Origin of the sequence: Psychrobacter immobilis (assembly GCF_904846235.1) — a bacterium.
GTDB classification, from domain to species: domain Bacteria; phylum Pseudomonadota; class Gammaproteobacteria; order Pseudomonadales; family Moraxellaceae; genus Psychrobacter; species Psychrobacter immobilis_C.
Genome location: NZ_CAJGZN010000017.1, coordinates 14,976 through 39,658 on the forward strand (window position 1 = coordinate 14,976; position 24,683 = coordinate 39,658).

Annotated in this window: 18 protein-coding genes; 10 read left to right on the top strand and 8 right to left on the bottom strand. The window is 44.1% G+C overall.

Going from position 1 to position 24,683, the window contains the following annotated elements:
- Positions 1 to 9: 9 nt before the first annotated feature.
- From JMX07_RS11180 to JMX07_RS11190, 3 genes are all read right to left on the bottom strand, one after another.
- On the bottom strand, positions 10 to 465 hold the full coding sequence (locus JMX07_RS11180; RefSeq protein WP_201607987.1) for a hypothetical protein: 456 nt from the start codon (positions 463 to 465) through the stop codon (positions 10 to 12).
- A gap of 179 nt (positions 466 to 644) precedes the next feature.
- Entirely contained in the window at positions 645 to 2,219 is a 1,575-nt protein-coding gene (lnt, locus tag JMX07_RS11185) for an apolipoprotein N-acyltransferase (RefSeq protein WP_201607991.1), read from the bottom strand.
- 276 nt (positions 2,220 to 2,495) lie between these two features.
- Complete coding sequence (locus tag JMX07_RS11190) at positions 2,496 to 3,395, bottom strand: CBS domain-containing protein (RefSeq protein WP_201607997.1); 900 nt, start codon at positions 3,393 to 3,395, stop codon at positions 2,496 to 2,498.
- Positions 3,396 to 3,683: 288 nt separating this feature from the next.
- Here JMX07_RS11190 and JMX07_RS11195 point away from each other — a divergent pair, with 288 nt between their 5' ends.
- Positions 3,684 to 5,033, top strand: a complete 1,350-nt coding sequence (locus JMX07_RS11195) for a DUF4105 domain-containing protein (RefSeq protein WP_201607998.1) — start codon at positions 3,684 to 3,686, stop codon at positions 5,031 to 5,033.
- 7 nt (positions 5,034 to 5,040) lie between these two features.
- Here the strand turns inward: JMX07_RS11195 and JMX07_RS11200 are convergent, their stop codons facing one another.
- The gene (locus tag JMX07_RS11200; RefSeq protein WP_227684803.1) at positions 5,041 to 5,574 is read right to left on the bottom strand and encodes a YcgN family cysteine cluster protein; all 534 of its coding nucleotides are present in this window, start codon (positions 5,572 to 5,574) and stop codon (positions 5,041 to 5,043) included.
- A 235-nt stretch (positions 5,575 to 5,809) separates the two neighbouring features.
- Between JMX07_RS11200 and JMX07_RS11205 the strand changes: the two genes are divergently transcribed.
- The 5 genes from JMX07_RS11205 (at position 5,810) to mutY (ending at position 13,391) form a co-directional block, all read left to right on the top strand.
- Positions 5,810 to 6,547 carry a dienelactone hydrolase family protein gene (locus tag JMX07_RS11205; RefSeq protein ID WP_102078159.1) on the top strand — a complete coding sequence of 246 codons (738 nt, stop codon included), beginning with the start codon at positions 5,810 to 5,812 and terminating at the stop codon, positions 6,545 to 6,547.
- Positions 6,548 to 6,719: 172 nt separating this feature from the next.
- The gene (locus tag JMX07_RS11210; protein WP_201608000.1) at positions 6,720 to 9,953 is read left to right on the top strand and encodes a DUF2339 domain-containing protein; all 3,234 of its coding nucleotides are present in this window, start codon (positions 6,720 to 6,722) and stop codon (positions 9,951 to 9,953) included.
- A 124-nt stretch (positions 9,954 to 10,077) separates the two neighbouring features.
- Entirely contained in the window at positions 10,078 to 11,034 is a 957-nt protein-coding gene (ylqF, locus tag JMX07_RS11215; RefSeq protein ID WP_201608002.1) for a ribosome biogenesis GTPase YlqF, read from the top strand.
- 23 nt (positions 11,035 to 11,057) lie between these two features.
- The gene (locus JMX07_RS11220) at positions 11,058 to 11,996 is read left to right on the top strand and encodes a GIY-YIG nuclease family protein (RefSeq protein ID WP_201608004.1); all 939 of its coding nucleotides are present in this window, start codon (positions 11,058 to 11,060) and stop codon (positions 11,994 to 11,996) included.
- Positions 11,997 to 12,143: 147 nt separating this feature from the next.
- Positions 12,144 to 13,391 (top strand): A/G-specific adenine glycosylase, encoded by a 1,248-nt coding sequence (gene mutY / locus JMX07_RS11225; RefSeq protein WP_201608005.1) that lies wholly within the window; start codon positions 12,144 to 12,146, stop codon positions 13,389 to 13,391.
- 87 nt (positions 13,392 to 13,478) lie between these two features.
- On the opposite strand, the gene JMX07_RS11230 is transcribed toward mutY, so the two are convergent.
- Together JMX07_RS11230 and rapA are read right to left on the bottom strand one after the other, a co-directional pair.
- A complete protein-coding gene (locus JMX07_RS11230; RefSeq protein WP_057761915.1) occupies positions 13,479 to 14,381 on the bottom strand; it encodes an acyl-CoA thioesterase in 903 nt (300 codons plus the stop codon).
- A 360-nt stretch (positions 14,382 to 14,741) separates the two neighbouring features.
- The gene (rapA, locus tag JMX07_RS11235; RefSeq protein ID WP_185156624.1) at positions 14,742 to 17,630 is read right to left on the bottom strand and encodes an RNA polymerase-associated protein RapA; all 2,889 of its coding nucleotides are present in this window, start codon (positions 17,628 to 17,630) and stop codon (positions 14,742 to 14,744) included.
- Positions 17,631 to 18,057: 427 nt separating this feature from the next.
- Between rapA and JMX07_RS11240 the strand changes: the two genes are divergently transcribed.
- A complete protein-coding gene (locus JMX07_RS11240) occupies positions 18,058 to 19,005 on the top strand; it encodes a D-2-hydroxyacid dehydrogenase (RefSeq protein WP_201608038.1) in 948 nt (315 codons plus the stop codon).
- Between the two features lie 21 nt (positions 19,006 to 19,026).
- Here the strand turns inward: JMX07_RS11240 and JMX07_RS11245 are convergent, their stop codons facing one another.
- Positions 19,027 to 20,529: a flavin-containing monooxygenase gene (locus JMX07_RS11245; protein ID WP_413786682.1), complete on the bottom strand. Its 1,503-nt coding sequence runs from the start codon at positions 20,527 to 20,529 to the stop codon at positions 19,027 to 19,029.
- 217 nt (positions 20,530 to 20,746) lie between these two features.
- Complete coding sequence (locus tag JMX07_RS11250; protein WP_201608007.1) at positions 20,747 to 21,460, bottom strand: RluA family pseudouridine synthase; 714 nt, start codon at positions 21,458 to 21,460, stop codon at positions 20,747 to 20,749.
- A 494-nt stretch (positions 21,461 to 21,954) separates the two neighbouring features.
- On the opposite strand from JMX07_RS11250, the gene trxA reads away from it, so the two are divergent.
- The 3 genes from trxA to JMX07_RS11265 all read left to right on the top strand — a co-directional run bounded on the left by trxA (position 21,955) and on the right by JMX07_RS11265 (position 24,622).
- Positions 21,955 to 22,281 carry a thioredoxin gene (gene trxA, locus JMX07_RS11255; protein ID WP_057761928.1) on the top strand — a complete coding sequence of 109 codons (327 nt, stop codon included), beginning with the start codon at positions 21,955 to 21,957 and terminating at the stop codon, positions 22,279 to 22,281.
- 525 nt (positions 22,282 to 22,806) lie between these two features.
- Positions 22,807 to 24,075, top strand: a complete 1,269-nt coding sequence (rho, locus tag JMX07_RS11260; RefSeq protein WP_055125334.1) for a transcription termination factor Rho — start codon at positions 22,807 to 22,809, stop codon at positions 24,073 to 24,075.
- 319 nt (positions 24,076 to 24,394) lie between these two features.
- Positions 24,395 to 24,622, top strand: coding sequence for a hypothetical protein (locus JMX07_RS11265; RefSeq protein WP_057761930.1), 228 nt, complete (start codon positions 24,395 to 24,397; stop codon positions 24,620 to 24,622).
- Positions 24,623 to 24,683 lie beyond the last annotated feature (61 nt).

The window sequence follows — 24,683 nt, forward strand, 5'->3', positions numbered from 1 at the left end:
TGCCACAGCTTACTGTGCTGCGGCCTCATCAGTAGCGTCGCCAGCATTCCCAGCATCTAAGTCACCATCCGCTTGCTCAGCTGTCAAATCAGCATCAGCAACAGCGGCTTGGCTTACAGTACCAGAAGCAGTTGCGGTACCAGCTTCTGCAGTGACAACTGCACTATCTGCATCTGCCGCTGGTGTTACGGTTGCATCTGCTGCAGTGTCAGGCGCTGTAGCATCTGACGCTTCTTCTGTTGCTGCAGCTTCTGCATCAGCTGGAGCCGCTTCTTCAGTAGCAGTGGCTTCTGCTTCATCTGCCGCGGCTGATGCTTCAGTTGTCTCAGCAGTGATATGCTCGCCTGCTGGACGCAAAAATGCAGAAACACCAATAAGTAAGACAATACCTAAGAACATGGCAATGCCACCTAAAGCGAATAACAGCTCTTTTTTTGGATTGTTATTAACGATACCTTCTGACATACCTTATCCACCTTGCACAAAATATTTGAAATATTGACCTATTATATCGCAATTTATACTGATTTGTGAAAACCCTTAAGTATTTAAAGGGTTTATTATCCACAATTTAACTATTCATTTTTGGCACTTGGGTCAGCTAACTATTTAATCAGTTATCTATTATTCACTATCGTCACATCTTACTTAACCAAACGTACTGGAGACTTAGTACGTTTACCCAAATAGCTGAGTATCAGCAACAGTGCCATGATAAACAAAATAGGATATTGACCAAAGCGCATAAATGGCGTGTTGCCAACTCGTGCCTGAATATCACCGCGCAATACAGTACGCTCAAACTGCGGTGCACGCTCTACGATACGACCTTTGTGGTCAATGATAGCTGTCACACCTGTATTGGTCGCACGCATAAACCAGCGGCCGTTCTCTAATGCTCGCATCTGTACCATCTGTAAATGCTGTAATGGGCCTGCCGACGTACCAAACCAAGCATCGTTTGAGATGGTCAATAAGAAGTCCGTGCCAATGGCGTTTTTGCGCGTGGTATCTGGATAAGCCACTTCATAACAGATGGCTGCACCTAAATTATGCCCTCGCACACGTAGCGGCGACTGCTGATCACTGCCGCGACTATAGCTCATAATGTCTTGGCTACCTGCTAGATTTGGCAGAATATCGAGCACGCCTTGGAATGGAATGTATTCACCAAATGGCACCAGACGTTGCTTTTTATACAGCCCCTCTGCCTGTGCCCCTAGCGCTACCACGCTATTGTAGAACGGCGGATATTTATCTGTACTGGCATCAAACGCTGCTTCGTCCTTATAAGGAATACCTGTCACCCATGTCGTATCAGTCTCTTTGGCCATCGCGACCATTTCACTGATAAAACCAACAGCTTCTGTCTGAAACATAGGAATAGACGATTCAGGCCACAGCACGATGTCACGTCCCCACTCGTCACGAGTCAACGTTGCATAGATTTTTAGCGTCTCAATTTGATATTCAGTGAGCCATTTTAGGTCTTGTGGGATATTACCCTGAATCAAAGACACCGATAAATCAGGAGTGCCTTTTGGTTTGGTCCACTGCGGATTGATCAACCATAGCGTGCTACTAATGATTAACAAGGCTATCGATGGAATCATATAGCCACCGCGGCGACGCAATAGCTCAACAATACTGGCAGCCAATAATACCGCTACGAAAGAAACTGCAAAAACGCCAGCCACAGGCGCGAGCGAAGACAACCAATACTGCTCAGTAAACGCATAACCAACGAATAGCCAAGGAAAACCAGTAAACAGCCACGTTTTCATCCACTCTTGGAGTATCCACAGGGCGGCAAAAGATAACGGCTGCTTGCCGACCACACGATTAAAGATTAGCGCCAAAAATCCATGGAACAAACCCATGCCTAGACCCATGAGCGCAATCATAATCAAAGCAAGCCATGCGGGTGTATCACCATAAACGTGTATCGAGGTGTATAGCCAAAACGCGCCAACACACCACAGCCCTGTACCGTAGGCCTGACCGATTATAAAGGCGCGGCGACCTGTCATCGCTGGTACCAATAACGCATATAAGATGGCAAGTGATACCAAGGCAACTGGCCAAATGCCATAAGGCGCGAGCGCGAGTATAAAAGCTGCCCCTGCCAGCCAAGCTATTAGTACCGTCAACCCCATGTGTAAACCTTTTGGCTTATCAGGGTTCAGACGTTTTTGCAAATCAACAGTAGACAGACGCATAGCAGTTATCCAAAACCATATTTTCTAAAATTTCTCAGCTAAGCGATGAGATAACACTCACGCAAAACCTGACTGCACAATGCTTTATGCAGGGCCACAAATAAAACCCACCCATGATACCAGTCAAAACCTACAAGTGGGTAAATTTGCGTAGCTAAAACCTCATTCTAAAGACCAAAAGGCAGAAAGCAAAAAACACGATTTTTCATCGTGTTTTTTATGGAATTTGCTAACAAGTTTTTTTCATTGACCAATTATCGTGACACTATAAGCAAGCTAGTGGCTGCCTATCAATATCTGTTGCTCAGCATTCGTTTTGGTCAGCTCTAGATTTTGGATAAATCGACCTTCTACATCGGTAATGGTGATTTTCCAATCATCTATCACGACGCTCTCGCCTTCTAAATCACCAACGAAGCCAAGTGCTTGCATGACCAGACCACCCATCGTATCAACATCGGTATCGTCAAAACGACTACCCAGCTCATCATTACAGTCTTCGATTACTGTAGACGCTTGCACACGCCATGTATTTGGCTTTTCTGGGTCAGGAATGATGTTGTTGATATCACTATCTTCATCAAAGTCATCATGCTCATCGACGATATCGCCAACGATTTCTTCCAACAAATCTTCCATGGTGACCACACCACCAAAGTTACCAAACTCATCAACGACAATCGCCATATGTACCTGAGTACGCTGCAATGAGCGTAGCAAGGTATCAGAACGAGCCGTCTCACTGATATACAACGGCTGGCGCACCAAGTCTCTAAGACGCTTACTGTCAATTTTGTCTTCTTGATTGCGAACCATATGTACCAAAATTGGAATCAAGTCTTTTGCCAATAAGATACCGATGACGGCATCATCATCTTGACTGTCAAAAACAGGATAGCGCGAGTGAGTGGTCTCAAGAATAATATCCATAACTTCGGCAAGGCTGGTGCTCTCGTGCAGACCAATCACTTGCGGACGCGGTGTCATGATTTCGCGGACTTGTGTCGCAGGCAAATCGAGCACGCCTTCTAACATATCGACCGTATCAGGCTCTAAAAACTGGCGCGAGTCTTGTACCAGACGAATCAATTCATCACGGGTTTCGGGGGCGGTCGATAGCCAGCGTTTTAAGCCGCGCATCGACCAACTACTCGGGCTGGGAGTGTCGTCAGACATGGTGGTGTGATTTAACCTCTTTAGTTAATAAAAATTAGAATAGTATTCAATAGAAAAACGAACAATACTCAATAAAAAAACAAGTAAAGCCTAGATGGGGATAAAAGTAACAAATAAAATAGCTGGTTTGTTATTAATTAATGCATGAATAACAAATTTGCTAGTACAAATTAGCTTCACTTTATCGCAAGGCTCACCGACATTCAACGACAAATTCACTCAAATTGTATTGTCAGCGTGTTGTAAACTTTGCTATGGTCAAAGCCTTTATTTATCAAAGCAAACCCTATGTCGCTACGTTCCGTTTTTTCTCGCTTACTCTCGTCGCGTTCACGCAGTCGACGGTCAGACAGTCGTGGCTTAGAGAACCTTGGTTTAGAGAGCCTTGACTTAAAACACGAAATATCAAAAAACAGCTCATTAGATAGCAATCAGCCAAAGCCTACATGGCGCCAGCTTCTTGTGACTTTTTTAATTGCCGTTACGTTATTGTTATCGGCGCTATGGTTGTTACTCGCGATTTGGTATCAGTACGGCGTCAGCTCAGTATTGACTTGGCTTGCAACGATAGCGATTGTAGGTATATTAGCTGCGCTGCTAAGTACGCGTTATTGGGATGCCGTCACAAGAGTATTGCACAGTGACTCATTGTCTAATAAAAAATCAATTAGCAAAAATACAGCAACCAAGTTGCTTATCGGCGTATATAGCGCTATTTGGCTCATAGGTTTAGGTTGGTTTCTTTCTATCGAACCGCAACAAGATCGAGAATGGATGGCTGAAGTCGACCAGCGAGTCTCCTATGAGCGCGATGCGACCAACCCTGATTTGATTACTTTAACCAATGTTCGTAACTTTGATTGGCAAACTGAAGAAGACGCCATTGAACATTGGGATACCCGTACGATTGATTTGTCTAAGTTATCCGGCGTTGATGTGACCAATTCTTATTGGATGGGACCGCTAATCGCTCATACTTTAGTTAGCTTTCGATTTGAAGGTGATAGACCACTTGCCTTCTCATTTGAGATACGTAAAGAAGACGGCGAGTCTTTTTCAGCGCTGGCTGGGTTTTTTCGACGTTATGAGTTGAGCCTGATTGCTGCAGAAGAACGCGATATTATCTACACTCGCAGCAATGCGCGCGGCGAGCAGGTTTATCTGTTTCCTATTAGCAATTTGCAACAGCATGAAGTGAGGTCGCTGTTTGAATCTTATCTGACTGCGGCTGATGATTTGAACGCTAAACCTGCTTGGTACAATACATTGCTCAGCAACTGTACCAATATTATCTTTTATATGGCGCGTATCGTCAGTGGCGATCGTTTGCCATGGGATTATCGGATTTGGGTGTCTGGTTGGTTACCGAACTATCTATATGATGTAGGCATGTTGGATGCGGCGCCAGAAAAGGACAACCAGCCTTGGTCAATGAACACGTGGTATGAGCGCACTCATATCAACCCAAAAGCAAAAGGCTTTGATAATCAGGCTAACCAACTAACTAGCGTTAGTAGAGATAAAAACAGCCGTAACTTTTCACAGCAGATTCGTCAAGATATTCCGATACCAGCATTGGCTAACTCGCAAGCCAGTGCTGAAGCGAAGGCTAGATCTACTGCTCAGGCATCTAACTAACTGTAGACTAAGGATTGACCCAGTTAACCACCCGTGTCTCCATTTCTTCATCAGACATACCGATTTCCGTGACACAGCGACCAGCGACGCCTACGTTGGCCGCTCGCATCTGTTGTTGTGTCACCACCGCATCCCCAGTCAATAATAAATGCCAACTTGGTAAGCCCTTCCCTTTATACAGACGCTTATAGGCGCAGTGCGATGGTAGCCACATCATCTTGGGCAAGTTGTCCATAGTCAGCTGAATGCAATCTGGCACATGCTCTTGCCGCGTTGCATAGTGACTGCAATATCCTGTCGCGCAGTCCATCAACTGGCAGGTAACATCGGTATATTCGACCATCTCCTCGTCCACATTGCCGCTTTCATCTTCATCGATGTACTTAATCAAGCAGCAACTGCCACAACCATCGCACAACGCTTCCCACTCGCTATGGTTTAGTTCTGTTAATGAAAATCGCGACCAGAACTGCGGACGTAGTGGCTCAGACTCATACTTAGAGTCAGCATTAGAATCGACATCGGTACTGTCAGGGAACAAAGTGACCGGTTGCGCAGGCGTGGCCGCTGCATCGAGACCTGGGTTCAAGTCAGATTGGTCATTATTTTTGTTTAACAAATTTATAGTCATAAAGTCGCAGTAGCATTTTGATAAAGAGCGTTACAGTATTATAGCTGTTTTTGCTAGACATGGGCGTTAAGGTAGTACGAGTTAGAAAAACGAACCATCACAATGACGAATAATTAAAACTCACAACATAAAAAAGGACAATAATATGTCAATTAAGACTTTTGAATTAATCAGTACCACCGAGAATGGTGTAGAACTTATCAGTTATGTAGCACTACCAGAGAACGCTTCAGATGAAAATCCAGCAGCAGGTATCTTGGTTGCGCCAGAATGGTGGGGCGTGGTCGATCATCCAAAATCAGTGGTTGAGCGCTTGGCAGAGGCAGGTTATGCAGCAGTCGCTATGGACGTCTATGGTGAAGGCAAACTAACCACTGATGCAGCGCAGGCAAACATGTGGATGGAGCAAGTACTGGCCGATCAAGACATGCTAATGGCACGCTGCCGCTTAATCCTTAATGACTTCAGCGATCAGTTATCAGTCGATGGTGACAACCTAGGCGCAATCGGCTATTGCTTCGGTGGTAAAGTTGTACTAGATATGGCTCGCGAAGGCATGCCGTTAAAAGCGGTTGCTACGTTCCATGGTAACCCAACCCCAAAACAGCCTGCAGACAAAAACTTTGCAGCAAAAGTGTTGGTCGCTCATGGACGTGATGACTCAATGGTATCAATGGATGCTATCGAAGGTCTAAAATCAGAGCTAGATGCAGCCGATGTTGATTACACTATCGACGTTTATGACAATGCCAAACATGGCTTTACCAATCCGCATGCTGATGAGCGTGCAGCCAAAAATGAAGTAGATCTTGGCTACAATGAAGCTGCTGCTAAACAAAGCTGGGAAAACATGCTTGAGTTTATGAAAGCCAATTTAGCATAAAAAACGATTTGGTATAAAGACTATTAAAAAGGGTAGCTTAATTATTAAGCTACCCTTTTATTTTGAGTGTCATTCTAGCATTTGTCTTTTAGCCCAGTAATTAGAGTAGTCTTGTGCTTCTTATCAAATCACGTCATTATCACTTTACTATAAACTGGATTGAGTGACGAAGATGTTGTATCTAATGGTGACCCAGTTGGGCTGGCTGGCTTTTACGATTTTATTGATCGTGGTGGTCGCGTTATATACTAGGATAACTCGAAAAATCGAGCATCTACGCCGCGATGTGATGACGCTGCAAGCTGAGCTTGAGCAACAAAGACATCGTAGTATGACGCCTCCGTCTGCACCTTTCGTCGATAAAAATGATTATGCACGCAACACTGCTACTAACGATCCTCATCTTAAAGGCAATGTTCCTAAAGACAGTGACGCTAAAGACCATGATGCTAAAGAAATAGCTTTTGACTCACAACACTCTTCTCCAGATAATCAGCTGCCTGTATCACCACCACCGCTTCCTACCGTTGCTTCAAACTCGACCATACATGCAGCATCAAACATCTATGACGATAAATCTATAGACAATAATGCCCCTATAAATACAGAAAACACAGCGCCTACCGCATCGATTGAGCCTGATGAACGCTCACTACCTATTGTGACCTCACTCATTCACTCAATCAAAAACTGGTTTTTCGGTGGCAATTTAGTCGTGCGAGTCGGCGTACTGGTGCTGTTGGTAGGTGTGGTGCTCCTGCTTCGCTTATTAAGCGAATATATCGAGATTTCAATTGCCACGAAGTTGATAGCAGTTGGCGTTACAGGGTTAGCATTGGCAGCGCTTGGGTTAAAGCTGACGGCAAAACGCTTTTCATATGGGATCACGCTACAAGGTGCAGGTTTAGCAATTGCCTATCTAAGTACCTTTTTTTCTTACAGTGTTTATGAAATCATTCCTAGTGTCCCAAGCTTTATCGGACTTGGGTTATTGTCTGCCATTACCATTGCCCTCGCCGTACGTCAGAACGCCTTCCCATTGGCATTACTGGCATTATCGGGTGGTTTTTTTGCACCGATTTTGACCAGTGAAGATACTGGCAGCTTAGTCACGTTGTTTAGCTATTATCTACTACTAAACGTCACGATTGCCGTCATTGCTCACTATCGACCGTGGAAAATATTAAATTTATTCGGTGTGACTGTGACATTTGGCTTGGCATACTATTGGGGCATCAGCGAAAACCTGAGCGTCGTTATTGAAACGCAGCGCTGGGCATTGGTAGCATTAGTAACCTTACACTGGCTGCTTTACTTGTTTGTCGTCATTCGTTATGCGCAGCAAATCATTACCTATAATGCGCTAAACGAAAAAGACCTCAGTCATGCTGATAATGTAGATGACACAAAACACTTTGACAGAGCCCATGTAAACAGCTCCTATGTATTCCCTATTGATACTGGTTTACTGTTTTCAGTACCGCTACTGGCTTTTGGTTTGTTTTCTGCCTTATTAAATGATATCTCTAACGCCCTCACGATTACCAGTGGCATTTTGGCTACGGTTTATCTTGGGATAGGCTGGTTGTTTATCCAGCGCAGTAGACGCTATGCTTTAATCACCGAAGGCATGCTAGCGTTAGGGTTAGGATTTTTTGCGCTCGTTATTCCGTTGGCGCTAGATGCTGAATGGATTGCTTTTGGTTGGTCAGTACAAGGGTTGGCGCTAGTATGGTTTGGCAGGCGTTCGCTGCGGTCTTGGTCGGTGTTATTCGGCTTACTATTGCAGCTCGTCAGTATTGTTATACTAGTAACGACAGCGATATTCTCTATCGAAGACTATCCCGTTTTAGCCTTTAGTATTTCAGCCCTCAGCTATCTGGCGACCGTCTTTATCTTACGCGCTAGCAACTCCCCTGCTGTGCTGCTTAATAGCTTAGATAGTAGTAACAAACTTAATAGCCTTAACAATAAAGCTCCTACAAAATCCTCGGTCATCCAATCTCAATCCTCAGTCATACAATCACAAACATTGGACGGCACATCAGATGTATTGACCAGCTATGCGCGTGCGCTAGGTGTCAGTACGCAAGCGGCGCAGCAATGGCTGACCTCAATCAATAGTCAGAGCCGCGTATTCAAATTCGTTTGGCATAGCCCTAGATTCATCAAATTTTTGACACTGACCGCGATGGCTTGGATGCTACAAGTACTGATGCTTGATTTGCATCATTGGTTTGATATCTGGCAATCAAGCACGACGGTAATTGCACTGGCAGCACTCATCAGCTTGATTGCTTATTGGGTTATCAATCGCTATCGTCCGTGGGCGGAAATTAGACAGCTTAGTCATGGATTATTAGCCCTGTTCTACTTCATGCTAATACTGCAACTACCGCAAAAATTCGAGCAAAATTTAACATGGGCAACAGCGGAATGGTTGGTCTTAATAGGGTTGATAATCGGCTGGTTAGTCATGGGTCAGCTATGGTTAAAGACATGGTCTGATACATGGTCCGATAACAAAAATACCTCACGTTATACTGCTGCAAGCTGGCTAGGTACGGGTATCTTACTCATTGCTGCCGCGGCGCATTATGGCCTACCAGACTCTGATGGCGTAATGGCTTTCTTGTTTTCAGCGATACTTATATTATTTGGACTATGGTTCAATCGTCGTTATATTAGACAAAATGAAGAAAACGCCTCAACTAATAAAGTTTCAAAACACGGTCTACTGTATTGGTTTGATTGGCAACAGGCACTATTAGGATGCGCTGCCATTTTTGCTCCCATTGCTTTACTGTGGGTTGTTCTTACCAATTGGTCTTATGATGGTGTGATTTGGGGACTGTCTTATTTTCCATTATTCAACCTATATGACCTCACCTCATGGTTGACGCTGTTGGTTGGCTTTAGTCTCTATTATATAAGCCAAAAAAACCATGACGAGACACTTATCGAAGCAAATGCAGCTGCCAAATCTAAGCGCGTATTCACCACTGAGAGTCTGCTAATTATATTGGGACTAATCAGCTTTTGGTTGATTTCCAGCATGTTGGTCAGAACGCTACACGCCTTTATTGGCACGCTACTTTGGAATGACTATCAAGGTGGTGCATGGCAGAGCGAGCAAGTACAAACAGGACTGACGATTTTGTGGACGCTCTTGGCATTGGTCGCCACCATCATAGCGAGTCGCTATTGGCAGCGTGCGCTTTGGTTTATGGGTATTGGATTATTAGGTATTGTCGTTCTCAAGCTGGTCTTGGTAGATTTGTCACAGACCGAAGCGATTTGGCGAGTGATATCCTTCCTTGGCGCAGGCAGTTTAATACTATTAATTGGTTATTTGGCCCCATTACCACCCGCGCATGAGGAAACAGAAAACCAAAATCAAGCGTAATGACAAAGCTGGTTGGGTGAAATTGTCCCGTGAGCAAGCAGGTTCTGTAGTAAACTGGCACCATTAGAAAGTAAACGTTGATTGTTTTACTTTTAGCATTTTTTATAAAAGGTTATGAAAGCAGATGGATAAGAGAGCAAGTATTCAGTGGTTCCCTGGGCATATGAACAAAGCCCGTAACGAAATCAAAGAAGTCATGCCGCAGATGGATTTGGTCATCGAGGTCATCGATGCGCGTATTCCATATAGTAGTGAAAACCCAATGGTCGCAGCACTACGCGGCGAAAAACCTGTTATCAAAATCCTGAACAAAGCTGACCTTGCCGATCCTGAGTTGACTCAAGCATGGATGGATTATCTCGAGCAGCAAGATGGGGTCAAAGCCATTGCTTGCGATACTGAAAAAGCCAATGATGTAAAACGCATCATCGCCATCTGTAAGCATCTTGTACCCAATAAAGTCGGGACTGGTCGTCAAATCAAAGCGATGATTATGGGTATTCCAAACGTTGGCAAATCAACGCTGATCAATACGCTAGCAGGACGCGCTGTGGCAAAAACAGGCGACGAGCCAGCCGTGACCAAGTCGCAGCAGCTGATTAAACTCGACGATGACATCATGCTCTATGACACACCTGGTATGCTATGGCCAAAGGTTGAAAACGAAAACTCTGGCTATCGTTTAGCAGCGACGGGCGGTATCCGTGATACGGCTTTTGACTTCGCTGATGTGGCCAGTTACACCGCTGAGTACCTAATGCATGCTTATCCTGAGCTGCTAAAAACCCGTTATAAAATTGAAGAACTACCAAAGACCGATTGGGAGTTTTTTGAAGTCGCTGGACGCAATCGCGGCTGTGTACGTTCGGGCAATCAAGTCGATACGTACCGTATGTCTGAGATTCTAATTAACGAGCTGCGTAGCGCGAAGATTGGTCGTATCACGCTTGAGACTCCAGCCATGACTGAAGCTGAAGAAATCGTCGTCGCAGAACAACGCCTTGCCGCAGAAGAGAAGCGCAAAGCTAAGGAAGAAGAGAAACGTTTACGTAAAAAGCGTACACGTCAGAATCGGAAGTAGATTCACCAATAATATAAGCTACTATGAATCCATTAATACCATCGGCTAAAACCATCCAAATCTATCTGCCAAAAGGTAACCCTCGTGGGTTGCGTTTGGCAGAGATGACTACGCGCACAGTAAGATTGATTGAAATCCCACGTATCCACATTGACGATTTTTTTGCGATGCCCGATGCCAATCAAGTTGGTCTGTATTTTTTAATTGGTGATACCGATAGTGTAGAGAAGCCGTTACTTTATGTTGGACAAACTGGTGATCTTAAAAGACGTCTTAACCAACACGATGACAAAGACTTCTGGACACGGGCTTTTGTCATGCTTTCGACCAATAACTCTATGACACAAACCCATGCGCTATATATGGAACATAAGGCTATCGCAACTGCCATTGAGGTGGGACGTTACGAACTAAAAAATGGAAATAATGGTAATAAACCGCATACACCTGACCCATTAAAGGCTGATTGCGAGGAATTATTCCACACTCTTGATGTTTTACTATCCACTTTAGGACAGCCTATTTTCGAGTCCTTGGCTATTCATGATAGCCTTTATAGCAACGAGACTTATAAAAGCAAATCGACTGATTCCACCATTGCTAAAGTTGCTCAAATAATCGATGAAGCTCCAACGAAAACTATTCCAGCTCTGTTTTACTATAAGGTAAAAGATGGTGATGCTAAAGGATACTATGACGACGATGGCTTTGTAATATTAGCAGGTTCTCTAATACGGCAAACACAAACGTCATCAGCTCCGCCATTTGTGACTAAATTAAAAGAGAGTCTGCTCAGTAGCGGCAAACTCGTAGCCGTAAACGATAAAAGTTATAAACTCACTGAAAACCATTTATTTAAAACACCCAGTGGAGCTAGTGCTCTAGTATCAGGACGTTCGACCAACGGATGGATTGAGTGGAAAAATGAATTGGGTGAGACTTTAGACAGTGTCTATCGATAAACTCTTACTTCTCTATAGTGATACTATCTATCCCCTTTATTTATAAACAATTAAGCCTCATATATTGTTAAATAATTTTATCTATTTACCTTTTTGCCTAACAACTACAACTCCAAACTCTATATATCCCTGTTCAACTTACAAGGAATGCTTTTGCCTACTCAATTCTCTCAATCACCTACTGCTATAAACTCCTTTGCCCCGCGCCTTCTCGATTGGTTTTCCGAAAATGGTCGTCATGACTTACCTTGGCAACAGCACCAAACCGATACGCCCAACCCTTATATTGTTTGGTTATCAGAAGTCATGCTTCAGCAAACACAAGTGACTACCGTACTGCCCTACTTTGCACGCTTTATGGCGTCGTTTCCAACCGTGCAGGACTTGGCCGCAGCAGAATGGGATACCGTAGCAGAGCATTGGGCAGGGCTTGGCTACTATGCACGCGCACGTAATTTACATAAAGGTGCTAAGCAACTGGTCGAAGTCATTGATGAAACGGGGGACTTTCCGCAGACACTAGCAGGATGGGAGGCGGTTTCGGGCGTTGGGCCATCGACTGCTGGGGCGATTATGGCGATGGGATTGCATCATTATGGTGTCATCTGCGATGGTAATGTCAAACGAGTACTGACACGTTGGGCGGCAATTGACGGCGATATCACTAAATCTGCTACCACCAAAGATTTATGGGCATTGGCAGAACGCCTAACACCGACAGAGAACTCAGGATTGTTTGCGCAAGCCATGATGGATATGGGTGCGACATTATGTACCCGTAGCAAGCCTGCGTGTCTATTATGTCCATTGAAAGAAGACTGCCTAGCCCATGCGCAAGGGCGCGAGACTGATTATCCCGTCAAAGCGAAAAAGCAGCCCAAACCTAGTAAGTTCAGTGATGCCCTGCTGATCGAAAGTGCAGATGGTGACATACTATGGCTACAGCGCCCTGACAACGGTATCTGGGGCGGATTATGGAGCTTACCATTACAGTTCGTGGAAAAAGTTGATGGTAAAACGAGTGGTAACACTGCGAAGAAAGTAGAAGCTAACGATGACAAACTATCGAATATGCCAAATGACGTACGTAGTAATGAAAAAGTATACGAAGCAGAATTTACCACTGCTGAGCAAATCATTAATGAGTGGCTCATAAAAAATGAACTGGTCGCAAAATCAGTTAGCAATACCTTGCTCGATGATGCGCCTATCAAGCATTCGCTGACGCACTTTCACTGGTATTTGACCCCGCGTAAATTGACGATTGACGCGACGCAGGTAACTGAGCTAAATCAAAAATTAGCAGCGGCTGAAATTGACTTTAAGTGGTTAACCGAACAAAAAGCGCAAGACAGCCTAGGACTGCCTCGCGCGATGGTTAAAATCTTAGAGTAAGAAATTGGAATAAAAAAAGCGACTCACTATTAATAATGAGTCGCTTTTTTATGATGATAGTATAAAGATAGCTGGGTCTAAATAACTCTAAGACTTTGGCACACGTAAACGCATAAGTCCTTCTTGTTGAACGGTAGCGACCAGTTTACCATCTTGCCAAAACTGGCCATGATTCAAGCCTTTTGCATTAGACGTGGTATCGCTCCACATGTCGTACAGCATCCATTTATTCAAGTCAAAATCGCGATGGAAATGCATCGAGTGATCGATACTAGCAGCCTGTAGACCACTTGTCATAAAGCTAACACCATGTGACATCAGCCCTGTGCCAACCAAATAAAAGTCCGACGAGAATGCCAAGAGTGCTTGCTGAATAGCCACTGGCTGATTGCCCAATTCACGAATACGTAGCCAGTTTGCTTGCTTAGGCTTCATAGGTTCTGGGCTAATCGGATTACGCGGCTTTACTGGCTTAATCTCGACATGACGGCGGCGCATAAATCTTGCTTTTAGCGCTTCTGGTACTTTTCCGACATTCTCTTCTTTTAAATCTTGCTCTGTCAGCAAGTCTTCTGGTGGTGGATAGACAGGCATGTCTTCTTGATACTCAAGCCCATCTTCCATCGGCGAAAACGAGGCAATCATTGAAAATATCACTTGCTCAACAGGCGGCTTACCACGTACTTCTTTGTACTGAATAGCGGTGACTTCACGTGCAGACAAGCTACGACCATCACGCAATCGACGAACTTGATATATCACCGGTTGGTTAATATCGCCACCACGCAAAAAATATCCATGCAGTGAGTGACAAGGTTTGTCTTTATCTAATGTATGCGCCGCTGCCATAATCGCTTGAGCGAGCACTTGCCCACCAAATATACGACTGCCCACATAGTCATGGCTTTTACCCTCAAACACATCAGGGGTAACTTCAATAAGCGCGATAGTAGCCAGCAGCTCATCAATCAGTTGTAGATTATCGGACATGACGATATGTTTCCTTATTTTTATCAAAAACGCTCAGCATCTGATGATATTGATGCCATATAGCCATCATATTTGAATGTAAAATAATGCGAGATCATTTGTTAAGATCTGTCGAAGGAGACCTTAAAATAAACATACAGACATCGTTAGCGATGTTATCACCGAATATTTATTTTCTATAGAAAAGGTAAACATCTTACCCAATATTGGTGGCTTTGACTAGTTACTGTCGGCTTACTTATAAGTATTGCTTGTCTATTTTTGCCAGATAAATCACAACTAAAGATCAAAACAAGTAATCTCAACCATAAAAAAACGAGATGTATAATAACACCTCGTTTTTGAAAAATACGTCGATGTTTATGGCTTAACTGCTACGAGTACGCGAATAGAATCCGGCACTAACGATAAGTTACCAAGTGCTTGCTCACCTTGAGCTTTAAGCTGTTCTAAACGCTCAATCTCTTCAGGACGTACGTTTGGATTGATCGTCTGTAGATGTTTTAGACGCTTTATTTCACGTGACCACTGCTGGCTAAAGCGGCTACTTGCTTGCTCACCAATCTCAGCAATTTGCTGACGAGCGATGTCTTCAGCTTCGTAATAACGCTGCTCAATCACATCACCGCGTACTTTAATGACTTGGCGGGCACGGTTTTTGTCCAAACGCTCAACGTGCGGCATAATCATCTCAGCACTGATACGAGCCGATAAATCACTACCTTGCTCACTGATAAAGACACGGATGTTTTGCGTGGACAAAGTCGCTGGCAGGTTAAGCACTTTTGGCGCGATTGCTTCAACACGGAAATTTACCTCTAGCAGTACCATACCTTGCGGAACAGCGGCACTTTTTAGCATAGCAACTGTCGTGTTACCAAAGGTACTGGTGCTCGCTAGCTCATAAATTGCCCGCATCAATGGATGCTCATGAGTGATGAATTCGATGTCTTCACGCTGAAGCGCTTGCTCACGCTCAAAGGTCAGGGTCATACCGTCTTCATCACCAAGTGGCAAACCATCAATATAGTCGCTAATTTCGGTGCTATCGATCGGTGCGATCACCCACGAGCCATCACGTTGGATGTTATGATCGATATTGGCAGACGCAAAGAAACGCTCGATGAAGTGCGGCAGCAAATTATTACCATCAAAGTCACGCATAGCATCAGCGATACGACCAGCGACACGCGGACGGCATGAGTTATACTCTAGCAGACGGTCACGACCAGCTTGTAGCTGTGCTTCTAGTCCCAAACGTGTCTGTAGCGCCTCGTCAATGATGTCTTGCAAGATGACATTGTTTTCAGCGGTATCAGCACCCTCAAGCATTGGTTTTAGCTCTTGGATATATTGCTCTTGCACGCTTTGCGCGGTTGGCGATATCTGATTGAACATGTTCAGCGCATCGTTGTACCACTGATACAGACGCTCTTGCGCTGTACCCTGTACATAAGGCACATGTAGCATGATTTGCTGCGTCTGACCGATACGATCTAGACGGCCAATACGCTGCTCTAATGTATCTGGATTAGCAGGTAGATCCCATAGTATTAATTGGCTTGCAAACTGGAAGTTACGACCTTCTGAACCAATCTCTGAGCATAACAATATCTGCGCGCCTTCACTATCAGCAAAGAATGCGGCCGCTTGGTCACGCTCAAGCAAAGTCATCTGCTCAGTAAAGATGGCTGTTTTGATACCTGCATGCAGACGCAATACTGCTTCCAAACTCTCTACCGTCGCACCACTACGAGCGATTAATAGCACTTTTTGATGCTTAAGCTCACCGCGCAAAATATCAATCAACCAAGAAACACGTGGATCATCTTCTAGCCAGCCACCATCTGGTTGGTTTTCTTCGCCCCATAGCTGCTCACGCAACTTACCATTGGTTTGATAGCTGTCTTTCCATGCTTCAGGTAATGGCAATGGATATGGCTGGCTACTGCGGCCATAGAAACCTTTCACACTCTCACGAGTATTACGGAACAAAATACGACCTGTACCATGACGATCTAGTAGCTCGTTTAGCGCATGCGTTCGTAGTTTTTCATCTTCATTGATTGAGGATAGCTCTTCAATACTGATGTCTAATAGACTACTTAAGGCAGCAATTTGGCCTTCATTCAATGGCTTTTCTTCTATTAAGACGCCAGCAACTGCTGCTGTCTCTGCAAAGGCTTCTTGCCCATCGATAAACTCATCCAAATCATCAAAGCGATCTGGATCAAGCAAACGCAGACGGGCAAAGTGACTCTGCGCACCGAGTTGCTCTGGCGTTGCTGTCAATAGCATCACACCTGGCGTTTCTTCTGCGAAATCCGCAATCAGGTCATACTTATCATTGCCGCCCTGTGCTTCATCCCAATGCAGATGATGCGCTTCATCAACGACCAATAAATCAAACCCTGCATCCATCGCTTGATCGTATAAGTCTGGGTGATCGAGTAACAGATCCATACCACCGATGATACATTGCTCAGTGGCAAAGACGTTTTGTTCAGGATCGTGTTCTTTGATAGCCGCAGTACGTACTAGATCAAACAATGCAAAGTTTAGGTTAAAGCGGCGACGCAGCTCAATCATCCATTGGTACTGCAAACTATCGGGTACTAAAATCAATACACGCTCAGCTTTGCCCGTTAGTAACTGCTGATGAATAATCATGCCCGCTTCGATGGTTTTACCAAGGCCAACTTCATCAGCCAGTAGTACACGCGGCGCGATACGTTTGCCGACTTCATGTGCGATATACAGCTGATGCTCGATGATATCGACACGTGCACCCATTAGGCCTTTTAGTGGATGGCCTGCCAACGCTGACTGCATGCGCAAGATATCTTGACGCAGCTCATACCAATCACCGCGCTCAATACGGCCAGCAAGCAAACGCTCAAGCGGCTTGGCCAACGTGATATTGGCAGCAAGGCGGGTTTCCATGATGCCGCGCTCGTGCTCATCGACGCCATATTTAAGTACGCCCATCACTTCATCAACGGCATTGACCGTATAGCTTTTGCCATCTTGATCGTAGATGCTATCGCCTACTTTAAACACCACGCGCGATAATGGCGCAGAGTTTTTTGCGTAGACGCGTGTCTCTTCACTTTGCGGAAATAAAATATGCACACATCGGTCGTCAACATCGATGACCACACCTAAGCCAAGCTCAGACTCCGTATCAGATAAATAACGTTGACCAACGGCGAATTCAGTACTGTGCAATGAAGCAATAGAGATAGTCATAAGGCGATGTCTTTTGTACTCAGATAATTAAAAATTAGATAGCAATGGTGGCTTGTGATAGTAACCAAATTAACAATGATGCAAATCATCAATAGATGCAAACGCAGTGTCATAATGTTAGTGAAACCAATAGCCAAGCCTTACCATTATATAACGTTAGCGGCTAGATGAGTGCGTTAAGTTCAATTTTCAAGAGGCGGTTTCTGTTACCCATGACTTTATGAGGTATTTGGGCCCAATCATGCTCAGTAAATCCGCTCATGATATAAATTACTTTGTTTTTAAACGCTTATCACCACTTAGCCAATATTTAATGGATTCGTTTTTGACTAAAAATGCCAACGTGCTACATTAAACTGATAACCATTCATTAGCCAATGATCCATACACCCCCTATCTATAGGACAACAATAAATAAGGAATCATGATGCAAGCCGTTTTTTTGGATAAAGGCACTTTTTCTGATGGCATTGATTTGCCCGCACCAGCAGGCATAAGCGATTACGTCACTTATAACGATACACCAAAAGACACAGACCTCATTATTGAGCGCTGTAAAGATGCCGATATTATCATCACTAATAAAGTGCAAATTGGCGCGGAGGTGATCGCTGGCCTACCTAAGCTAAAATTGATTCAACTGACCGCCACTGGCATGAATAACGTCGATCAAGCCGCTTGCGATAAACATGGCGTAGCACTTTATAATGTGGCAGGATATGCGGTAAAAAGCGTGCCTGAGCATACCTTTATGCTCATGCTGACTGCGATGCGTGCCGGTATTCATTACCATCAAAAAGTCGCTGATGGCACATGGCTAGCAAACGGGAATTTTTGTCTGCTGGATATTCCGCTGATAGATTTGGAAGACAAGACGCTAGGCATCATTGGTATTGGCACCATTGGCAAGCGCGTGACCAAAATCGCGCGTGCATTTGGTATGACAGTTCTATGGGCGGAGCATCAAGGACGCACGCCGCGCAACGATGATTATACGGCATTTGATGAGGTATTAGCTCGTGCAGATGTCCTCAGTTTGCATTGCCCATTGACTGAACAAACCGAGCACCTCATTAATAAAGACACATTGGCAAAAATGAGCAAACAACCGCTCATCGTCAATGTCGCTCGTGGCGGCGTCGTTGATAGCCAAGCATTGACTGATGCGATTAACAACGAGCAAATCATCGGTTATGCCAGTGATGTATTTGAACAAGAGCCCATCGCGAACGATGACCCATTACTCAGTCTCAGCGACCATCCACGCGTCATATTTAGCCCGCACAATGCTTGGGGCAGCAAAAGCGCCCAAGAGACCTTGTGGCAGATATTAAGCAAGCAAGTAGCTGACTTTATCGATAATCAGCATCAATAGCGACTATCGATCAATTAAAACCTAACGACTGAACCGCAACCAGTCGTCTTTTATTTTGCGGTATTTGAGCATCACACGGTCGCTAAGATAGTTGTTGGTCACGTACCACGGGTAGCGATCGCCTTGCTTCGGCAGTCTATCTTGGGCACGTCTGACATATCCAGACGATAGCGAGCCCATCACCGTATCTGCTTGGGCGTAGGCGGTAGCATTCGCCGCCTGTGCCTGTGGCAGCGCGACTTGGTAGCGGTTTTTGTGCATATAACTCAACAGCCGCACCACATATTGACAAGCCAGATCAATCTTTAGCGTCCATGAGGCATTGGTATAGCCAAATAAGGCCGCCATGTTAGGCACGCCTTCGATCATGACTGCCTTATACGTCATGCGCGTACCGATATCAATGGCCTGCCCGTCGATATATACCGCTGCTCCGCCTAGCATTTGCAGTTTCAATCCAGTTGCTGTGAAGATGATATTAGCTTCAAGATGCTGGCCAGATTGCAGCATAATTCCCGTTGCCGTAAAGTGGCTGATTTGATCGGTCACTACTGTTGCGCGTTTGTCCTGCAGGGCTTTGAATAAATCACCGTCAGGTACCGCACATACTCGTTGATCCCATGGATTATAGTCAGGCATAAAATGCTTGCTGTCGACGTCGCTACCTTTTAACTCTTTTTTCACCCCACTTCTTAAGACTGCCTTCATCACCTTGGGTGCATGAGTCGCAACTTTGTACAGGCCTTGTTGCCGTAACACGTTGCGCGCGCGTAATACCGTATAGGCCTGCTCTTTTGATAAAGGAGAAAACTTGCCAGATAGCCAGTCAATAGCATGGTCATCACCCGGCACGCTTGCCACATAGGTCGGCGTACGCTGCAGCATCGTGACATGACGCGCACACTGATCACTGTCTTTGTCTACTAGCGCAGGTAGCAACGTCATCGCTGTGGCACCACTACCAATAACGACGACTTTTTTATCATTATAGTCTAGATTATTCCAGTGCTGCGGATGAACGATTTGACCGTGGAAATTCTCTTCTCCATCAAAATGAGGGCGATAGCCTTGCTCATAATCATAATAACCAGTGGCACCTACGATAAACTTGGCAGTTTTAACAAACCTCTCACCGTTTGCATAGTTTTTGATGGTTGCTGACCACTGTTGATCCTCACTAGACCATGATATCTGCTGAACTTCATGCCGATAATGGATATGTTCGGTCACCCCAAACTCGCGTGCCGTATCGGCGATATAGCGTTTGATATCATCGCCTGCTGCAAGCATTCTATAATCAAGCCACGGCCTAAAGTTATAGCCAAAGGTCAAGGCGTCAGAGTCAGAGCGAATCCCCGGATAGGTAAATAAATCCCATGTACCACCCAAATCAGCACGCTTTTCTAAGATAGCAAAGCGCTGTAGAGGTTTTTGCTTATTAGTCGGTTTTGCCTGCTTTTGCTTTTTTGGAGCTTTATGACCGAATAGGCCTCTATGCTGCTGTTGCTGTAAACGGCAAGCCATACCAATACCTGCGATACCCGCACCGATAATCAATACCTCATAGTCGGCTACCTTATCCGTCTTTAACTTTTTACCTTTAAGGCGGTTTTTAATGGCCTGTTTAGTAGTGGTGATATCAAGCATAATTTCATCCTTGTATTTGTATGACTGGCACTTTATAGCTGGCTTTAGATCCGCTTATCGCATCTATTAACAGCACGCGGTAAAATCCAACAATTTAAAATGGGCAAGGACTTTCCCAATCCATCCAAGCACCCAGTACCGGATGCTTTAAACGCAATTGCTGTGCATGTAAGTTGAGCCTAGGGGCTATCTCTAGTGCGGCACCTTCAGCATAAATCGGATCGCCAATCATCACATGATCGACGTGCACCATATGTACGCGTAGCTGATGACTGCGTCCCGTGACTGGCTTTAGCATGACCCGAGTGACTGCCTCGCCATTACAGGTTTCATGAGCCACAACTTCGTATAGCGTCAGCGCATGCTTTGACCAGTCGTGATCGACGATATGGCGCGGTTTGGTACTTGGCTCATAGCGCACTGGTACTGATATCTCACCAGTTGCGCCGACATGCTCCCACTTACCAAAGACACGCGCTTGGTATTTCTTTTGCGGTAGACGCTCGATAAATTGCTTACTGATATTGGTTTGCGCTGCTGCATTTTTTGCAAAAATAAGCAGTCCCGACGTGTCCATATCTAAGCGGTGAATTAATTTAACGGCTGGATTGGCACGCTCAAGACGAGCAAGCAGACTGACTTTGAGTGTTTTACCATCGACGCTTAATAGGCCTGCAGGTTTATCAACCACCCAAATATCATCGTCTTCATAAACCGTAATTTCTTGTGCAAAATTTTTAAAAAACTCAAGCGGATAAGCGCTTTCTTGGGCATTGAGGGCATTAACTTCTTCATCGGTAAAAGGCATAAATTTAACTACTCATGTAAATTGGTTTTAAGATAAGGATTTTTGATGGTTAATCTTTTGGACATGATAGCTATATTTGGCACGATAGCCATTTTAAGAACAATGGTTATTTGGACAAAAGAGCAAAAATTTGGCTGATTTTTAACGTTATTAATATCGCTAGCCGCTAATCACTAGCTACTAATCAATAACTACTATATAAACGAGGTAAACATAAAGCTTCTATCGTGCTGAGATACATACTTTGATAAGGATAATCGTATTAAATAACAGATTAGACACGCTTGTGCTGCACCGTTTCGATTTATTGTGCTAATACTAGTTGTTAAACAATTTAACCAGCCTGTATCTGTCAAATTAGGGCAAACATGTTAATATAATGGCACATTTTCACCCCTTCTAAACAATTCTTTGACCACCAACTGATTTATTATTAAACAAATATATAGGTTGATGAGTGGTGATAGAAGTAATAAAACAAGAGAGATAAAATTATGTCAGACCTTATTGTACATACTACCGACACAGACTTTGATCAAGACGTTTTACAATCAGACGTACCTGTACTAGTAGACTTCTGGGCACCATGGTGTGGTCCTTGTAAAGCCATCGCCCCTATTTTAGAAGATCTAGCGACTGAGTACCAAGGTAAAGTTAAAATCGTTAAAGTAGACGTAGACAACAACCCACAAGCGGCTAGCCGTTTCGGTATTCGTAACATCCCAACGTTATTTGTATTCAAAGATGGCGAAAAAGTTGATTCAGTAATGGGCTTACAGCCAAAAGCTGAACTGGCTAAAGTACTAGACAAGCATTTATAAGTTAAATTTGCTCGCTCCAGACTATCTCAAGCGGGTAAAATAGAATAACTGAGAAAGCCATTATCTGACTGAGATAGTGGCTTTTTTGCTTGTTTTTTGTGCAAAAAACTCGATAATATGACTTTTTTGGCAAAATTTATTGACAACGCTATCGTGAAAACCGTATAGTCTGCTGACAAGAGAAAACCAACTGTTTTCCTAAGTATCTTGTCGCTATTCTCCTCGTGTTTATCAACAAAAACACAATCGTCATTATAAACACCATTGCTGAACAAAATGACTAAACGCAATTACTGATATTGAGTTTTTGACGCAGACTCTTATGTAGCCTTTTTTATCCCTATTTCTTATTACCTTGCATCCAATGATGGCAATGCGTACATAAGCAGACATATAAAACCAAAACTACATAAACTACAGCGCTGTGCACACACCCATATCATCATATTACCGTTATTTTAATCACTGTCGTGACTTGTGCTGCTAATGGCATCTCTCATCTGATCAATTGCTAATGACCTATCTATGAATCTTACTGAATTAAAGAAAAAATCAATCGCTGAGCTATTGGCTATCGCCAAAGAAATGGGTCTTGATAATATGGCGCGTAGCCGTAAACAGGACATTATCTTTGCTATTCTAAAAACCCATGCGCGTAACGGTGAAGCCATTTATGGTGACGGCGTACTTGAGGTTCTTCCTGATGGTTTTGGATTTTTGCGCTCATCAGAAGGCTCATATTTAGCCGGTCCTGATGATATTTATGTCAGCCCTAGCCAAATTCGCCGTTTCAGTCTAAAAACTGGTGACAGTATCGCTGGTACGATTCGTCCACCAAAAGATTCTGAGCGTTATTTTGCATTATTAAAAGTTGGCGAGATTAACTTTGATACGCCAGATCGCTCACGTCATAAGCTTATCTTTGAGAACCTGACGCCCCTATTCCCAACTGAGCATCTAAAGCTTGAGCTTGGTAACGGAACCACTGAAGATTTGACTGGTCGTATCATCGATCTAATCGCTCCGATTGGTAAAGGTCAGCGCTCTATCATCGTCGCACCGCCAAAAGCGGGTAAAACGATGTTGCTACAAACCATTGCGCAATCAATCACTCGTAATAATCCTGAATGCTATCTAATCGTACTATTGATTGATGAGCGTCCAGAAGAAGTCACCGAGATGGTACGTACGGTACGCGGTGAAGTGGTTGCTTCGACCTTTGATGAGCCGCCACAGCGTCACGTACAAGTTGCAGAAATGGTCATCGAAAAAGCCAAACGTTTGGTCGAGCATAAGCAAGACGTGGTGATTTTACTTGATTCAATTACGCGTCTAGCACGTGCTTATAATACGGTTATCCCATCATCAGGCAAAGTATTGACGGGTGGTTTGGATGCCAACGCCCTAGAACGTCCAAAACGTTTTTTTGGTGCTGCGCGTAACGTGGAAGAAGGTGGTAGTTTGACCATTATTGCCAGTGCTCTTATCGATACTGGTAGTAAGATGGATAGCGTCATTTTTGAAGAGTTTAAAGGAACTGGTAACCAAGAGATCACGCTTGAACGTGACTTGGCTGAAAAACGTGTATTCCCTGCGATTAATATCAAAAAATCTGGTACACGCCGCGAAGAGCGTCTATTGGACGAAGACAAGCTGCGTAAAGTATGGATTTTACGCAAACTGCTTCAACCGATGGATGGCGTACAAGCCACTGAGTTCTTGTTGGACCGCCTAAAAGAAGCGAAAACCAATGATGAATTCTTCGAGCAAATGAAGCGTAAATCACAAAACTAATTCTTAGTTAGTTTGCTAGACTTATTCAGCTTTGATTCAATATTAAGACTACCTATAGGTAGTCTTTTTTATGACAGCATCAAAATATTAATAGTTAAACCCATTAGAACGTAATCCGCTCTGTCGTTCACAGCCATTGCCGATGATACAGTACGGCAACATCGCTTACATCTCGTTTGCAAAGTTTAGCGTTTTTACTACGACTATATTATTAGTAACCGACTATTATGACAGACAGTAGGAATATACTTGAAAATATCATGGACACAGTATTTTAAAGGTATTGTATTTTAAACTTGATGACTTAATAGGTGATAATATGAAATTTGCTAAAACGATCGCAATGACTGCAATTACTAGCTCAGCACTAATCATGACTGGTTGTAACTCTTATAGTGGTATGAGCAACACCGCTAAAGGTGCTACTGCTGGCGCAGCAGCTGGTGCTCTTATTAAAAGCAAAGGCGATAGCAAAGATATCGCTCGTGGCGCATTGGCTGGTGCAGCGATTGGCGGTGCTGGTGGTTATGTTCTTGATAACAACTAAATCTTTCTACGCTGATATTATTTGACAATTGATTGAGTAATATTAGATAAAAGATGATAAA

What these genes read in the sequence shown, in the direction of transcription:
- JMX07_RS11180 (WP_201607987.1), bottom strand. Translation starts at nt 465, where the DNA reads ATGTCAGAAGGTATCGTTAATAACAATCCAAAAAAAGAGCTGTTATTC.
- lnt (WP_201607991.1), bottom strand. Translation starts at nt 2,219, where the DNA reads ATGCGTCTGTCTACTGTTGATTTGCAAAAACGTCTGAACCCTGATAAG.
- JMX07_RS11190 (WP_201607997.1), bottom strand. Translation starts at nt 3,395, where the DNA reads ATGTCTGACGACACTCCCAGCCCGAGTAGTTGGTCGATGCGCGGCTTA.
- JMX07_RS11195 (WP_201607998.1), top strand. Translation starts at nt 3,684, where the DNA reads ATGTCGCTACGTTCCGTTTTTTCTCGCTTACTCTCGTCGCGTTCACGC.
- JMX07_RS11205 (WP_102078159.1), top strand. Translation starts at nt 5,810, where the DNA reads ATGTCAATTAAGACTTTTGAATTAATCAGTACCACCGAGAATGGTGTA.
- JMX07_RS11210 (WP_201608000.1), top strand. Translation starts at nt 6,720, where the DNA reads ATGTTGTATCTAATGGTGACCCAGTTGGGCTGGCTGGCTTTTACGATT.
- ylqF (WP_201608002.1), top strand. Translation starts at nt 10,078, where the DNA reads ATGGATAAGAGAGCAAGTATTCAGTGGTTCCCTGGGCATATGAACAAA.
- JMX07_RS11220 (WP_201608004.1), top strand. Translation starts at nt 11,058, where the DNA reads ATGAATCCATTAATACCATCGGCTAAAACCATCCAAATCTATCTGCCA.
- mutY (WP_201608005.1), top strand. Translation starts at nt 12,144, where the DNA reads ATGCTTTTGCCTACTCAATTCTCTCAATCACCTACTGCTATAAACTCC.
- JMX07_RS11230 (WP_057761915.1), bottom strand. Translation starts at nt 14,381, where the DNA reads ATGTCCGATAATCTACAACTGATTGATGAGCTGCTGGCTACTATCGCG.
- rapA (WP_185156624.1), bottom strand. Translation starts at nt 17,630, where the DNA reads ATGACTATCTCTATTGCTTCATTGCACAGTACTGAATTCGCCGTTGGT.
- JMX07_RS11240 (WP_201608038.1), top strand. Translation starts at nt 18,058, where the DNA reads ATGCAAGCCGTTTTTTTGGATAAAGGCACTTTTTCTGATGGCATTGAT.
- JMX07_RS11245 (WP_413786682.1), bottom strand. Translation starts at nt 20,529, where the DNA reads ATGGCTTGCCGTTTACAGCAACAGCAGCATAGAGGCCTATTCGGTCAT.
- JMX07_RS11250 (WP_201608007.1), bottom strand. Translation starts at nt 21,460, where the DNA reads ATGCCTTTTACCGATGAAGAAGTTAATGCCCTCAATGCCCAAGAAAGC.
- trxA (WP_057761928.1), top strand. Translation starts at nt 21,955, where the DNA reads ATGTCAGACCTTATTGTACATACTACCGACACAGACTTTGATCAAGAC.
- rho (WP_055125334.1), top strand. Translation starts at nt 22,807, where the DNA reads ATGAATCTTACTGAATTAAAGAAAAAATCAATCGCTGAGCTATTGGCT.
- JMX07_RS11265 (WP_057761930.1), top strand. Translation starts at nt 24,395, where the DNA reads ATGAAATTTGCTAAAACGATCGCAATGACTGCAATTACTAGCTCAGCA.